Origin of the sequence: Polynucleobacter aenigmaticus (assembly GCF_002206635.1) — a bacterium.
Taxonomy (GTDB): Bacteria; Pseudomonadota; Gammaproteobacteria; order Burkholderiales; family Burkholderiaceae; genus Polynucleobacter; species Polynucleobacter aenigmaticus.
Genome location: NZ_NGUO01000009.1, coordinates 137,569 through 152,522 on the forward strand (window position 1 = coordinate 137,569; position 14,954 = coordinate 152,522).

The 14,954-nt window shown below is 45.9% G+C and carries 16 protein-coding genes; 6 read left to right on the plus strand and 10 right to left on the minus strand.

The features are described 5' to 3' along the window. Window positions 1-2: 2 nt before the first annotated feature. Genes CBI30_RS06140 through CBI30_RS06175 form a run of 8 tightly spaced genes read right to left on the minus strand, consistent with a single transcriptional unit; the run spans window position 3 to window position 7,801 of the window. Window positions 3-1,829, minus strand: a complete 1,827-nt coding sequence (locus CBI30_RS06140; protein WP_088527430.1) for a bifunctional chorismate-binding protein/class IV aminotransferase — start codon at window positions 1,827-1,829, stop codon at window positions 3-5. A 35-nt stretch (window positions 1,830-1,864) separates the two neighbouring features. Then, window positions 1,865-2,440, minus strand: a complete 576-nt coding sequence (locus CBI30_RS06145) for a peptidylprolyl isomerase (RefSeq protein WP_088527431.1) — start codon at window positions 2,438-2,440, stop codon at window positions 1,865-1,867. Between the two features lie 52 nt (window positions 2,441-2,492). Further along, window positions 2,493-3,134: a 2-hydroxychromene-2-carboxylate isomerase gene (locus CBI30_RS06150; protein ID WP_088527432.1), complete on the minus strand. Its 642-nt coding sequence runs from the start codon at window positions 3,132-3,134 to the stop codon at window positions 2,493-2,495. Next, window positions 3,131-4,444, minus strand: coding sequence for a replication-associated recombination protein A (locus CBI30_RS06155; RefSeq protein ID WP_088527433.1), 1,314 nt, complete (start codon window positions 4,442-4,444; stop codon window positions 3,131-3,133). The genes CBI30_RS06150 and CBI30_RS06155 overlap by 4 nt, the downstream gene beginning before the upstream one ends. Before the next feature lie 10 nt (window positions 4,445-4,454). Beyond that, window positions 4,455-4,934 carry a DUF3429 domain-containing protein gene (locus CBI30_RS06160; protein ID WP_088527434.1) on the minus strand — a complete coding sequence of 160 codons (480 nt, stop codon included), beginning with the start codon at window positions 4,932-4,934 and terminating at the stop codon, window positions 4,455-4,457. A 55-nt stretch (window positions 4,935-4,989) separates the two neighbouring features. Continuing rightward, window positions 4,990-5,844 (minus strand): 3-hydroxybutyryl-CoA dehydrogenase, encoded by an 855-nt coding sequence (locus CBI30_RS06165; RefSeq protein ID WP_088527435.1) that lies wholly within the window; start codon window positions 5,842-5,844, stop codon window positions 4,990-4,992. 1 nt (window position 5,845) lies between these two features. Next, window positions 5,846-6,553: a glutathione binding-like protein gene (locus CBI30_RS06170; RefSeq protein ID WP_088527516.1), complete on the minus strand. Its 708-nt coding sequence runs from the start codon at window positions 6,551-6,553 to the stop codon at window positions 5,846-5,848. A gap of 45 nt (window positions 6,554-6,598) precedes the next feature. Then, entirely contained in the window at window positions 6,599-7,801 is a 1,203-nt protein-coding gene (locus tag CBI30_RS06175; RefSeq protein WP_088527436.1) for a methionine aminotransferase, read from the minus strand. A gap of 68 nt (window positions 7,802-7,869) precedes the next feature. On the opposite strand from CBI30_RS06175, the gene yaaA reads away from it, so the two are divergent. Next, window positions 7,870-8,646, plus strand: coding sequence for a peroxide stress protein YaaA (gene yaaA, locus CBI30_RS06180; RefSeq protein WP_088527437.1), 777 nt, complete (start codon window positions 7,870-7,872; stop codon window positions 8,644-8,646). An 11-nt stretch (window positions 8,647-8,657) separates the two neighbouring features. Then, entirely contained in the window at window positions 8,658-9,869 is a 1,212-nt protein-coding gene (locus tag CBI30_RS06185; RefSeq protein WP_088527438.1) for a DUF2863 family protein, read from the plus strand. A gap of 86 nt (window positions 9,870-9,955) precedes the next feature. Here the strand turns inward: CBI30_RS06185 and CBI30_RS06190 are convergent, their stop codons facing one another. Continuing rightward, window positions 9,956-10,330, minus strand: coding sequence for a hypothetical protein (locus tag CBI30_RS06190; RefSeq protein WP_088527439.1), 375 nt, complete (start codon window positions 10,328-10,330; stop codon window positions 9,956-9,958). A gap of 12 nt (window positions 10,331-10,342) precedes the next feature. Beyond that, a complete protein-coding gene (locus tag CBI30_RS06195; protein ID WP_088527440.1) occupies window positions 10,343-11,332 on the minus strand; it encodes a malate dehydrogenase in 990 nt (329 codons plus the stop codon). A gap of 147 nt (window positions 11,333-11,479) precedes the next feature. Here CBI30_RS06195 and CBI30_RS06200 point away from each other — a divergent pair, with 147 nt between their 5' ends. The 4 genes from CBI30_RS06200 to sdhA all read left to right on the plus strand — a co-directional run bounded on the left by CBI30_RS06200 (window position 11,480) and on the right by sdhA (window position 14,953). Then, window positions 11,480-12,217, plus strand: coding sequence for a GntR family transcriptional regulator (locus CBI30_RS06200; protein WP_088527441.1), 738 nt, complete (start codon window positions 11,480-11,482; stop codon window positions 12,215-12,217). A gap of 143 nt (window positions 12,218-12,360) precedes the next feature. Then, a complete protein-coding gene (sdhC, locus tag CBI30_RS06205) occupies window positions 12,361-12,780 on the plus strand; it encodes a succinate dehydrogenase, cytochrome b556 subunit (protein ID WP_088527442.1) in 420 nt (139 codons plus the stop codon). A 24-nt stretch (window positions 12,781-12,804) separates the two neighbouring features. Then, window positions 12,805-13,170, plus strand: a complete 366-nt coding sequence (gene sdhD, locus CBI30_RS06210; RefSeq protein ID WP_088527443.1) for a succinate dehydrogenase, hydrophobic membrane anchor protein — start codon at window positions 12,805-12,807, stop codon at window positions 13,168-13,170. Window positions 13,171-13,174: 4 nt separating this feature from the next. Continuing rightward, window positions 13,175-14,953 (plus strand): succinate dehydrogenase flavoprotein subunit, encoded by a 1,779-nt coding sequence (gene sdhA, locus CBI30_RS06215; protein ID WP_088527444.1) that lies wholly within the window; start codon window positions 13,175-13,177, stop codon window positions 14,951-14,953. The last annotated feature ends 1 nt before the right edge of the window (window position 14,954 follow it).

Here is a 14,954-nt window from a genome sequence, read left to right on the forward strand (position 1 = left end):
TTCTAAAAATGAGCGGGGATAATCCCGCGTAATGCATTGCACAGCATAATCTCTTTCGCATTACGAAGTTCTTCAATACTGAGGTTAACCTCCTGGGCATTCCATTTTGGATCATTCAATATGATCGACCTCATGACTCCGGGTAGCAGGCCCGCTGCCACCGGCGGTGTAAGCCAGCGATCTCCAGACTTGATAAAAATACTACTCCTACCGCCTTCAGTAACAAATTCTTGCTCATTAATAAAGAGGGCATCAAAACCACCAAGACTCTCGGCTAATTTCCAGGCCTGGTCATAGATATTTCGATGACTCACTTTGTGCCGTAACAACATATTGCCGGAGTAAAGGATAGCGTGATCGGGATTGGGAAGAATATCACTAGCCCAAAAAATCTTGACCGGATTTGTCTGTGGAATCAAAGGGGCCAGTTGAAAGCTTACTTGCCCAGCATGATCAAGATCTAATCGCAATCGATATTCCGTATCAATGGTGCAATTTTCGCAGGCATGACCAATGACTTTTTGGATATCTGGCAAGTGAAAAGGAATTCCGAGCGCTTTCGCTGAATGCGCTAAGCGATCCAAGTGGAGTTCTAGATGTTGGGGTGTTGACTTGCGTACTAAGATTGTTTCGAATAAACCAATCTCACTGGGCAGTTCGCTCAAGAATGCAGCTTTAATATGGCATTCTTCCCATTCTTTTTTGGCTTCTGAGTCAATTGTGATGCCGGCACCCACTCCTAAGGTGAAGGCTGAAGCATTTGAAACTGAGTTGCGATCAATTTCAATAGTGCGGATCGGAACACTGAATGCAAAATCACCACCAGGATCTAACCAGCCGAGCGCGCCACAGTAGTAGGCGCGATCTTCTGCTTCTAGCTCCTGGATAATCTCCATGCTTCTTTTTTTCGGGGCGCCAGTAACGGACCCACAAGGAAATACTGCACTGAGTACATCCTGCAGTTGAATACCAGGCTTTACTTTTGCCTGAACGGTTGAGGTCATCTGCAAAACATCCCCATGCCTAGCGACTTCAAATAATTGCGGGACCGTTACAGTGCCCGGTAAAGCAAGGCGGCTAAGATCGTTGCGCAATAAATCGACGATCATGACATTTTCAGCTTGATTCTTTGCGTCTTTAGATAAGTGATCTGCTGTATCGCTCAGTGCGCTCGCGGTCCCTTTCATGGGCATCGCTTTTAAAGTATTGCCTTGACGCTGGATAAATAATTCGGGGGATTGCGATAGGATGAAATTGGAATCTTGCGCAATGAATGCCCCGAATCTGCCTGGTTGGCGATCTCTCAGTCGTGAATATAGGGCCAGTGGATCACCATAAGTTTCGCCTGTAATGCGAAAGGTATGGTTAATTTGATACGTATCACCATTGCGAATGTACTCTTGAATAGTCTTGATATCAGAGGTGAACCGCGCCTTATCCACAGAAAATTGAAGATTAGCCACACCGGCTATTTGAGTATCGGGTTCAAGTGCGCGTATGCCATTCTTGATGAATGCATCCACTTGATCTTTGCCTAAGCTCTCATAGGATGTGTAAGACCACGCTTGAATTAAGGGATGTTGAACTGCGTTGGTATTCTTACGCTGCTCGAGTTTGTGAATGTATTGACCCAACTCATAAGCAAATGCTGCTACAACGTATATACCGCTGGCGAGGGCTTCATTGATCTCTTGAAGGCACCGATCTACTGCGGCAATAGTTTCTGAGCGGCTAGAGCCGGGGTAAATAGCCCAACGTCGAAGTGCTTGCTTATATAAGCGGCTACTGGGTTTAGCCCTGGTGCTTTGGGCATCATCCAGCAATATCATGCAGTTAGTCCTTGGGTCTAAAAATTTAGTGGCAATTACTTTAGAACAGTAGCTGATTCAATGGTGACAGTTTTGCTTGGCACATCAGACATGCGCCCCATTCTTGGTGCTGATGCAACCATGGTGGGGATTCTACGTATCGCATCTATTGTTTGTGTACCGGAAATGACTTTGCCAAATACGGTGTAGCCATCACCCATAGCATTTGGATAATTCAATCCCTCATTGTCCTTAACGTTAATAAAGAACTGAGCAGTTGCTGAATCAGGGTCAGAAGTGCGAGCCATAGCAATGGTGTAGGTTTGATTCTTTAGGCCATTTTGAGCTTCTGACACCACGGGTGCATTAGTCGGTTTTTGCGTTAAGTCCGGAGTGAAGCCTCCGCCTTGAATCATGAATCCGTCAATGACGCGATGAAAAATGGTGCCGTTATAAAAACCGCTATTGACATAGTTCAAAAAGTTGGCAGTAGTCTTTGGCGCTTTGAGGGAATCAAGCTCAACAACAAAATTTCCCATCGTCGTTTTGAACTCAACTTTAGGTCCAGCTACCGTTGCAGCGCTGGCGAGGAGACTGGTCACAATAAATAGCGAGGCGATGATTTTGCGCATGATGTAGATCCTTAAAGTTCCAGAAAAGATTGTATAAATATGATTGTATTGCTCAAAGCCCGGACGGTACTTGGCCGGCGTAGCGGTAAGCCATTTCGGTAAACATGCCTGGTCTGTCTAGGTAATCTAGAGCCCAGTCGATCGTGTCAACCCCCCAAAAAGCATGTCCATCAAGCACGAGGGTTGGTACACCAAATGCGCCATCAGCTTTTGCCGATTCCGTATTGGCCACTAGTTGCGCTTTGATCTCTGGGGCATCAGGCTTTGGGGTATCCACTGCAAGCCCAAGATATTGACAAAATTCTGGCCAGGATAAATTGGGGTCTTTGCCTTCTACCCAAACATATTCAAATGCTCGTTCAACCATATCCCATTGGGCATTTTGCTGAACTAGTAAGCGTTGTGCTGCAACGGTCAGAAAAGGGTGGTGCTCTGGAAATCGAAACGGTAGACCCAATTTTTCAGCGAGCCATAAGCAGTATTGGTAAGTATGAGGGCGTTTTGCTTCTACCTCGCCAGGACCGCGATTGTCGGTTGCTCGAAAAAGACCGCCCAGCAAGATCGGTACGGGTTTGATATCCACCCGTTTCTCCAGGCGATGGCGCTGCTTAATATAAAAATACGAAAATGGTGAAATGATGTCGTAATAAAAAATACCCTTAATAGGCGCTGCGCTCACCAGTTCTTGATTCATTTCTTGTTGAATTCCGCATCTAGCTTACGTAAAAAAGCCATCTTCTCGGCAATCTGAGTTTCTAGGCCTCGGTCGACCGGCTCGTACCAATGGGGCTCGGTCATTCCGTCCGGGAGGTAGGATTCTCCGGCGGCATAGGCATGGGGCTCGTCATGCGCATAGCGATATTCTTTCCCATGCCCCAACTCCTTCATGAGTTTGGTTGGTGCATTGCGTAGATGATTGGGCACCGGCTTACTTTGATCGTTTGCGACGTAAGCGCGTGCAGCATTAAACGCCTTATAGCTGGCATTGCTTTTGGCAGCAATCGCCAGATACACCACGGCTTGACCTAAGGCTAATTCGCCTTCAGGAGAGCCAAGACGCTCAAAAGTTTGAGCAGCATCATTAGCTAACTGTATTGCGCGTGGATCAGCAAGGCCTATATCTTCCCAGGCCATGCGGATAATTCTTCTAGCCAGATAACGCGGATCTGCGCCTCCGTCCAGCATCCGACAAAACCAGTAGAGGGCTGCATCAGGATTAGATCCACGAACCGATTTATGTAGCGCAGAAATTTGATCATAAAACTGGTCTCCACCTTTATCAAAGCGACGTGCTTGGACAGTTAATGCATTCTCAATAAAGTGCTGATCTACAGTCTCCATATTGGAATTCGGTGTAGAAACGGCATTGCGCACTTGCTCTACTAAGTTCAGTAGTCGACGAGCGTCGCCATCTGCATGAGAAATCAGACTATCAATCGCAGTCGATTCAAATGCAATATCAGGCATTGCATACTCGCGAGCTCGATCAAACAGTTGCTTAAGCTCTAGGGCGCTCAAGGACTTCAGTACATAGACCTGGGCACGTGAGAGTAGGGCGGAATTCACTTCAAAAGAGGGGTTCTCAGTCGTGGCGCCAATAAAAGTAAATAGGCCGGATTCAACATGAGGCAATAAGGCGTCTTGCTGACTTTTATTAAAGCGATGAATTTCATCAACAAAGAGAATTGTCTGCCTGCCATATTGAGACATGCTTTGCTGTGCTTGCTCTATTGCTTCACGAATTTCCTTTACACCAGCCAAGACGGCTGAAATAGCAATAAATTCACGATCAAAGGCTTTGGCAGATAGGCGGGCTAAGGTAGTTTTTCCAACGCCTGGAGGCCCCCACAAGATCATGGAGTGCGGTTTACCGGAGGCAAAAGCCAGATTCAGTGGCTTACCTGCGGCTAGTAGATGAGTTTGACCAATGACTTCTTCAATCGTTTTAGGGCGTAAAGCTTCCGCTAAAGGTGGCGGCGGTGCTTGCTCAAATAGATTACCCATATTCCCTGATTTAATTCTGTATAAATAAGATCACGAGGGCCGCCCAAAGCAAACATCCAGCCGAAACTATTGTGAGCCGATTGCGTAAAGTAATAAATGCTTTGCAAGCTTCTTCACTAGAAAAATAATATTGATATGTTTCTTTATCAATATTGCGTTGGATGACTAATGCAGATGCCAGAATAACCAAGCCAACAGGAATATAAATATGCAAGGCTACCCAGGCGACCAATGCGGGTATGACGCCCCAAATCCAAGCATTACGATCTTCCCAGCGATCTCCCGGAGGTACTTTTCCTAGAGTGTGTAAATTAGCACCCCAATGCAATGCACCCATAAATGCGGTGATGATTGCTCCATAACTAGCCAAGGACTCTGCACTTAAATAATTGAGCGGGGTTGGTGCTAGCTGAACCATTAGAGCTAGTCCTACAAAAGGAATTAGGCCGGCGTAGGCTAATTTGAGTACTAGGGGGGGCAATGGATTCACAAAGACTTCTTCATTTGGGTTGGGGGCTAAGTTTCTCAGTTACTGGGTTGCTAAATTATTGATCATAGGTGTAGACGCCGCGACCAGTCTTACGTCCGAGATAGCCAGCAGCAACCATTTCGCGTAGGAGTGGGCAAGGGCGGTATTTAGAGTCGCTGAAGTTCTCAAAATATACTTCCATAACAGCTAAGCAAGTATCTAGACCAATTAAGTCGGCTAAGGCAAGTGGGCCAATAGGTTGGTTGCAGCCTAATTTCATGCCAGCATCAATATCTTCTGGGCTAGCGAGCCCTTCATAGAGAACAAAGAAGGCTTCATTAATCATTGGCAACAAGATGCGGTTCACAACAAAGCCAGGAGAGTTCTTAACGGTGATTGGCTCCTTGCCAATGCGTTTAGCCATTTCAATAATGGCAGCATGAGTGGCATCTGAAGTTTGTAATCCGCGTATGACTTCAACCAGCGCCATCATGGGAGGTGGGTTAAAGAAGTGCATGCCAATAAAACGACTTGGATTGGAATCGAGGGCGGCAAGTTTCGTGATCGATAGCGAAGAAGTATTGGTTGCGATGATGACTTCTTTGCCAACAATCTCGTCGACTTGATGCAAAATCTTTTCTTTAATTAATTGATTCTCGGTGGCAGCTTCAATCACCAATTGCAAGCCCTTGAAGTCAGCATACGATGTGCTGCCCTTGATGCGCTTGAGTGCAGCATCTTTGCCTTCGGCCGTGAGAGTTTCTTTCTTTACTAGGCGATCTAAGCTTTTGCTAATTTGACTTAAACCACGCTGAACAGCAGCATCACTAATATCAACCATCACCACGTCTAGACCGGCAACTGCGCATACTTGCGCAATACCATTGCCCATCGTACCCGCACCGATTACTCCGACCGATTGAATCTTCATGCTATTTCCTTTTTTGATACTGTGATGAACCAAATAACTGTTCCCTTGCCTTGTCATCATGCAAAGGCTTGCGTAATGCTGTTAATACTTCAACGCCACGCTTTACAGCAGGGCGCTCACTAACCATTTCAAACCAGCGCTTGAAATTAGGATACTCATTAATATCGATTCCCTGATTCTTCCAATTGCGTGTCCAAGGAAAAATGGCGATATCTGCAATAGAGTAACTTTTTCCTGCGATATAGGGATTATCTTTCAGTTGATGATCAATTACTCCATAAAGGCGCTTGGCTTCATTAGTGTAGCGAGTAATCGCATAATCAATTTTCTCTGGTGCATAGATCCTAAAGTGGTGGTTTTGCCCTAAAAGAGGGCCTAATCCACCCATCTGAAACATCAGCCATTGCAGTACCTCATATTTGCCGCGGGTAGATTTAGGTAAAAACTTCCCTGTTTTGGCGGCAAGGTAGAGCAGGATTGCGCCAGATTCAAAGAGGTGGATGGGTTTGCCATCTGGCCCTTGAGGATCTTGAATAGCCGGGATTTTATTATTTGGGCTAATAGCCAAGAAGTCTGGTTTGAACTGATCGCCTGCACCAATATCAACCGGATGAGCTATCCAATCTTTACCGAGCTTATAGCCGCACTCCTCAAGCATGATGTGTACCTTATGCCCATTCGGAGTTGGCCAGCTATAGACATCAATAATGTCTTGTTTGGATTTGCTTTTCGCCACTTTAGATTCCTTTAATTTTTACAGGGATTGCAAACGCGTTAATGCATTGGAAAGTGTTTGTTCTTTTTTAGCAAAACAAAAACGAATCACGCCAGACTCAACTGGGGCTGCATAAAAAGCAGAGACCGGAATAGCTGCTACACCAATCTCCGAGGTGAGCCAAGTGCAAAATTCTGCTTCACTCAACTTCGATTGCGGGATATCTAGATCCGTGTAGTTAACGCACTGAAAATACGTTGCTGGCGCAGGCAGTAGTTTGAAGCCAGTTGCTCGCAAACCAGTTTGGAAGTAATCCCGCTTAGATTGATAAAAAGAGGGTAGGCTTAAATAATGATTTTCATTCTTCAAGTATTTCGCTAAGCCATATTGCATGGGGGTATTGACCGTAAATACATTGAACTGATGTACTTTGCGGAACTCCCTCATCATCGCCGCAGGTGCTGCCACGTAACCGACTTTCCAGCCAGTAACGTGATACGTTTTACCAAAGCTGGAAATTAAAAAACTTCTCGCAGCTAGTGCAGGGTGGCTAGCAATACTTTGATGTACATGCCCGTCATAGACCATATGTTCATAAACCTCATCACTCAGGATGAGCGTGTTGGTGTTCTTTACCAATTGGGCCAACCGAAGAAGATCAGATGCTTGCCACACTATTCCGGTTGGATTGTGTGGCGTGTTAATAATGAGTAGTCTCGTTTTTGGGCCAATTGCATTGGCAAGATCTTCCCAAGGGATTGCATAAGAATAGACCCTAGATTGATCATCGCGTTTTGCAAGTAAAGATACTGCGATGGTTTTCCCGCCAGCTAAATCAATCGATGGGCGATAACTATCGTAAGCGGGTTCAATAATGACAACCTCATCACCTGGGCTCACGCATGACAAGATTGCAGTCATGATTCCTTGAGTGCCACCTGCGGTGATGGTAATTTCTGTTTCTGGATCGTAGTCATGACCGTAAAGGGCGGAAATTTTCTGGGCTACGCTATGCCGTAACTCTGCAACCCCTGCCATCGGTGGATATTGGTTGTGATCAGCTAGCATTGCTGCATTGACCTCGGCTATTAACTCTCTATCGCAAGGGAAGTCTGGAAAACCTTGACCTAAGTTAATGGCTTGGTGCTTTGCTGCTAGGGCTGACATGACCGTAAATACCGTTGTTCCCACCTCAGGTAGGCGACTCGGAAATGCTGGTGTCAGATGGGAGTTTTGGTCCATGCGGGCGGTTTAAGGCAAATAAAGTAGGTAGTCGCTAGAATGGAAGAAATTCATATTCAAATTGTGCCATGCTGATTGTTCTTTCACCCGCTAAATCCCTAGATTACAAAACCCCGGCCAAGGTCAAGGCGCCCACCTTGCCTGAGTTTGTCTCGGAATCGGCAAAGCTCATTGCCGATCTCAAGAAACTCTCACCTCAGGAAGTTGCCAATTTGATGGGTTTATCCGACCAGTTGGCCGCGCTCAACGTTGGCCGCTATCGAGATTGGTCTAAGAAATTTACCGAAGAAAACAGCAAGCCAGCCATTTATGCCTTTGATGGTGATGTCTATGACGGGTTTGACGTTAAGACGCTCAATACCAAGGCAGTGGATTTCGCTCAGGACCATATTCGAATTCTTTCTGGTTTATATGGCGCTCTGAGGCCTCTCGATTTAATGCAGCCTTATCGCCTAGAGATGGGCACTTCTTTTAAGAATGCTCGAGGCAAAGACTTGTATGCATTTTGGGGTGAGCGGGTCACGGACTCTCTTAAGAAGGTTTTGGAGAAGCAAAAGAAGCCCATACTGCTTAATCTGGCATCTGAAGAATATTTCAAAGTACTGCAGGCAAAAAATTTGGACTGCCCAGTGATTTCTCCGGTATTTCAGGATGCCAAGGATGGAAAGTACAAAATTATTTCCTTTTATGCTAAACGCGCTAGAGGATTAATGGCGCGCCACGTTGTTGAAAATCAGATTACCGATCCCGCAGATTTGAAGGGCTTTAATTTGGATGGCTACAAATATATTGCCTCTGAATCTAAGCCTGAAAAACCGCTATTTAGACGTCCAGAAAGAAAGTAGGAGGGTGCATCATGGCTGTACATCGCACTAAATCCTCGCAACGCTCTTCGCCAGATGTAGAGCGCTTGGTTGCAGATGCTATTTCTTTGGCAGCCTCAGGCAGTCATATTGAAGATCAGTTCTGGGAGGAGCGCTTAAATATTCGTTTAATGCGCTTACTCAAGAGTCAAAATCAAAATGTAATTGATGCGGCTTTGGATCAAACCTTCAGAATTAATACGGTGGCCTTTGAAGTGCTTGCTGATTGCGCTGAGACTCTGGCAGAGTCTTTGGTGATGGAGCATGAAGGGCGGAATTGGGATGTGCTGTTGCTGGCCATGCCTATTGTTGCCCATACCCGCTATCAAATTCCATCCGGCCCGCTATCCGTCAGCGCCATTGAAGCGACTGCTGCTGCGCTGCACAGCTCAATCGCATCCACAGAGACGCGCTTAGCAATCATTCCTTGGCTATACAGCATCGATCAAATGCCACACTCCCATTGCCAAACTCGATTGCTTACTGAAGCTCTAGCAACAGCGGCCATTACTGGAAGTGAGATCAAAATAGAGTTGCGCGAGATGTCTGAGACGATTGCGGTATTGGCTGATCCACGTTTTATTATTGCGGCTATTTCTGCCCCATCTGGTTCGCCACTATTTCGTTGGCAAGCTGAACCCCCAACTCGACAAGAGCGTGGCGTGAGCATCATCGGATGGCAAAACACCATGCAAGAGCCGATTGCCTCACTCTTGCCTGGTTGCGAATTTGAGCTCTTATTGCCAGAGGCTTATTTTACTAACTGCCGTTTAGCAGATAAACATGTTCGTCCATTAAGCATTAGGGCTGCCGTGAATTTCTTGGAAAGCACCCTTGGAATCTTGCCCGCTGGAATTTCATGCGTCGTTGGCGCCTTTGGCGAAGATCAGGCTGATGAATATCGCATTTCATTTAGCGTGAAGGGATCCTCAGAGGTTGTCTATGGTGTGATTTGGCCCCTGTACGATCGTGAGAGCGTTGCCAATGATGCGCTCAATGATTTATCGGATGACGATAGTCCGATGAAGAGAATTGCAGATGCACTGCGTGATGCTGGTGTCGATGACGTCTTCCGCCATGCGATGCTTTTTGACCCTGAGCTTTGTGATGATTGTGGTGCGCCCTTATTCCCAGATCGATCAGGCGATGCCGTGCATGCAGAGTTGCCCGATGATGCCCCAACACAGCAGCCTTTGTTTCATTAGGCGAACTCCAGACTTCTCAGTAGAAATAATAAAAAGCCGAGAAATTCTCGGCTTTTTATATTGAAGCTAAAACAGGAATACCGCTATTAGTTCTGTGTAAAAGGCTCTGCACCAGCAAATAAATGTGGAAGTTTGCCGGTCTTCATTTCTGCGGTTTGACAGAAATCAGCCAGACGAGTTCCAGACTTAATATTGAAAAGCATCGCTTTATTACCCAGCACCACAAGATCATGGCCAGTAGTGGTGTTCTTGTAACGCAAACTACCCGGTAAAGAATTCTCACGACTGAGGTCAAAGGTTTTAGATTCCCAAGTAAGGCGAACCTTTTCCGTTGTTCCCGTAGTTTTGAATTGCTTACTTTCACTACAAGTCCAAGTAGATACTTCTTCGCTAGCAAAGGCCGGCGCTGAACCCAAAAGTCCTGCTACAGCCAAGCCAACGATAAGAAGAGTTTTTTTCATGTGTATAAATCCTTATGAGAGGAGATGCTTAACACCAGCTTGTTCTTCAAGCAATTCATTCAGAGTGTGATTCATGCGCTCACGTGAAAACTCATCAATCTCCAAGCCTTCAATCATCTTGTATTCACCGTTTTCACAAACTACTGGATAGCCGTAGATCACTTCAGCAGGAATACCATATTCACCTTTAGATGGAATACCCATAGTGACCCATTTGCCATTCGTACCGAGAACCCAATCACGGATGTGATCGATTGCTGCGTTAGCGGCAGAAGCTGCAGAAGATAAGCCGCGCGCTTCAATAATCGCTGCGCCACGTTTTCCAACGGTAGGAATAAAAGTATCTTTGTTCCAGGCTGCATCGTTGATGCTGTCTTTTACAGACTGGCCATCAACGGTTGCGAAGCGATAGTCGGGGTACATCGTTGGGCTGTGGTTACCCCAAACAACCAATTTCTCGATATCGGCAACTGGCTTGTTCAACTTGTTTGCCAACTGTGATAGTGCGCGGTTGTGATCAAGGCGCAACATTGCTGTGAAGTTTTTCGCAGGAATATCTGGAGCAGATTTCATGGCGATGTAAGCATTGGTATTTGCTGGGTTACCAACAACCAAGACTTTGACAGTTTTCTTAGCAACCGCATTAAGCGCTTTGCCTTGTGCAGTGAAAATTTGAGCATTTGCTGAGAGCAAATCTTTGCGTTCCATGCCTGGACCACGTGGACGTGCGCCAACTAATAATGCAACGTCAATATCTTTGAAAGCTGTCATTGGGTCAGAGTGGGCTGTCATGCCAGCAAGCAATGGGAATGCGCAATCTTCCAATTCCATCATCACGCCAGCCAACGCTTTTTGAGCTTTTTCGTCTGGAATTTCTAGTAACTGGAGGATTACTGGCTGGTCTTTGCCCAACAAGTCGCCATTGGCGATGCGAAAGAGAAGGGAATATCCGATTTGACCGGCTGCACCGGTGACTGCAACACGCATTGGGGCTTTTGCCATTACTAATAACTCCAGTTCAGGTTAATTAATGAAAACTCTTCCATTATCCATTCAAGTGTATGGACTTTCCAATTACACTGTCAATGTCTTATATAAGATATGAGATAAACCTGGATTTTATCCAACTGAAGCTGTCCTGGAGTTAATTTGTCACTTATATCCGAACCAATTGCCTCATTTAGCCCGCTTTATGAGCAAATCAAAGCCATGATTCTGGCTAGCTTACAGGCATCCGAGTGGTTGCCTGGGGATGCCATTCCCAGTGAAATGGAGCTTGCAGCTCGTTATGCTGTCAGCCAGGGCACTGTGCGTAAGGCGATTGATGAGTTAGCCGCACAAAATTTATTGGTCAGACGTCAAGGGAAGGGCACTTTTGTTGCCACCCATCAAGAGGAGGGCTGGCAGTACCGCTTTTTACGTCTTGAGCCTGATTCCGGTGAAAAACTCCAACTCAAAAACCAGTTTTTAGCTTGTGAATACATCAAATCTGATGAATATATCGCCCATTTGCTTAAATTAAAGGCAGGTGACCCGATTATTCGTATTGATCGAGTGCAAAGTTCCGCAGGTAGACCTATCGTGTTTGAAGAAATTTGGCTGCCAGAAGGCCGTTTTAAGGGGCTGACTTTAAATGCCTTGAATGCCTTGTCTGGCCCCATGTATGCGCTTTATGAGGGTGAATATGCAACTCATATGGTGCGTGCTGAGGAGAAAATTAAGGCTGTTCTTGCAAATGACGACCTTGCTCAATATTTACAAGTTCCGGTTGGCGCAGCTTTACTGTCGGTTGAAAGGGTGGCTTTCACCTACGGGAATAAACCAGTAGAAATTCGACACGCAAGATACGACACTGCTGATCAGCACTACGACAATAAATTGAACTAGGTAGTACACTGAAAAATCAGTAAAAACCACTATTAAACCCCTTTAAACGCTAAAAAGTCCCCACCACCTCTAAGGTTTCCAATAGAATATGTTGCGACACAACAAAGCCACACTGAACCTCCACCGAAAGATTGAGATTGCCCATGGTTGATGCACAGCAAAACGTAAAAAAAGATAGACCGGTTTATCGAAATATTGGTCTAGCCCAGTTGATTAAGTACCGCCTTCCTTGGGCTGGGAAAGTTTCTATTCTTCACCGCATTAGCGGGGCAGCATTATTTTTGATGTTGCCTTTCCTGTTGTACCTCCTAGATCAAAGCTTAGCTTCTGAGATGAGCTATCAAAAGTTTCAGGAAATTACAGGTCATGTGCTGGTCAAAATCATTCTTCTCGGTTTAATTTGGTCCTTCTTGCACCATTTTTGCGCAGGCATACGTTATCTCTTGCTAGATTTAGAGATTGGCGTTGAAAAAGCCGAAGCAAATCGCTCAGCGATTTTTGTATTTCTCTTGGGTCTCGCTTTGACGGCGGTTGTTGGCCTCAAATTATTTGGCTTGTACTAAGCGTTTGTTCATTAAGGAAATCTAATGCCTATTTATCAAATTGGACCGAAGCGTTTAGTTGTTGGCGCTCACTACGGCCTTAAAGAGTGGATTATTCAGCGAGTAACTGCCATTGTTATGGTGGTTTTCACTATTGTTTTGCTAGCTGACTATTGCATTACTGGTAGCGCTACTTATGAAGGCTGGGCTGCATTGTTTAGCAATCAGTTTATGAAGCTCTTGACCCTCTTGTTCTTCATCAGCCTGTTCTATCACGCATGGATTGGTATCCGTGATATCTGGATGGATTACATCAAGCCCGTCAGCATTCGTTTAACACTTCAGGTGTTAACTGTTCTGTATCTCGTAGCCTGTGCGGCCTATGCCGTACAAATTTTGTGGAAAGTGTAATTCAATGACCGCGATTAAAAAAGTATTGCCACGCCGTCGTTTCGACGCAGTAATTATTGGTGCAGGTGGTTCAGGTATGCGCGCTTCTTTGCAATTAGCAGAAGCTGGCTTGAACGTTGCGGTATTAACTAAGGTTTTCCCAACACGCTCACATACTGTTGCTGCACAAGGTGGCATTGGCGCTTCCCTCGGCAATATGAGTGAAGACAACTGGCACTATCACTTTTACGACACCATCAAAGGTTCCGACTGGTTAGGCGATCAAGATGTCATCGAGTTTATGTGCCGCGAAGCTCCTAAAGTAGTTTATGAGCTCGAGCACTTTGGAATGCCATTTGACCGTAATCCAGATGGCACGATTTATCAGCGCCCATTTGGAGGTCACACCGCTAACTATGGCGAGAAGCCTGTTCAACGTGCTTGCGCTGCAGCTGACCGCACTGGTCACGCGATGTTGCACACTTTGTATCAACGTAACGTGCGTGCAAAAACAAACTTCTTTGTTGAGTGGCTCGCTTTGGATTTAATTCGTGATGATGCTGGCGATGTCGTTGGTGTTACTGCCCTCGAAATGGAGACTGGCGAGGTTTATATTCTCGAAACTAAAGTAGTCATGATGGCTACCGGTGGTGCGGGTCGTATTTGGGATGCATCCACAAACGCATTTATCAATACTGGTGACGGTATGGGTCTAGCTGCTCGTGCAGATATTCCATTGGAAGATATGGAGTTCTGGCAATTCCACCCAACTGGCGTAGCTGGTGCGGGCGTATTGTTGACAGAAGGTTGTCGCGGCGAAGGCGGCATTTTGCGTAATAAAGATGGTGAGCGCTTTATGGAGCGCTATGCGCCAACCTATAAAGATTTAGCGCCACGCGATTTCGTATCCCGCTGTATGGATCAAGAAATTAAAGAGGGACGCGGTTGCGGTCCTAATGGTGATTATGTAGTGCTCGATTTGACTCATATTGGCGCAGAGACCATCATGAAGCGTTTGCCTTCTGTGTATGAGATCGGTATCAACTTTGCAAACGTGGACGTAACAAAAGAGCCTATTCCAGTTGTACCAACCATCCACTATCAGATGGGCGGTATTCCAACAAACATCAACGGTCAAGTTGTTGTGCCTGCTAATGGCATACACAACGAGATTGTTAATGGTCTTTATGCTATCGGTGAGTGTTCTTGCGTATCTGTGCACGGTGCAAATCGTTTGGGCACGAACTCTTTGCTCGACTTGCTAGTTTTCGGTCGTGCAGCTGGTAACCATATCGTTGCGATGGATCTCAAGAATCGTGAGTTCAAACCTTTGCCTGAAAATGCAGGCGAACAAACATTGGCACGTATTGCAGCGCTGGATAATTCGACTTCAGGTGAATACGCGCAAGATGTTGCAAACGACATTCGTAAAACAATGCAGAAGTACGCTGGTGTATTCCGCAATCAAGAATTGATGGACGAAGGTGTTCGTCAAATGGCGAAATTAACTGAGCGCGCAAAGCACTTATGGTTAAAAGACAAGTCTCAGATTTTCAATACAGCTCGTATTGAGGCCTTGGAAGTGGCTAACCTGATTGAGGCTGCCAACGCCACAATCACCTCTGCAGCTGCTCGCAAAGAGAGTCGTGGTGCACACTCGCACGATGATCATCAAGAGCGCGATGATGACAACTGGATGAAGCATACCCTTTGGTATAGCAATGGCAATAAGCTGTCTTACAAGCCAGTGGTGTTAAAGCCCTTAACCGTTGAGTCCTTCCCTCCTAAAGAACGTACTTTCTAAG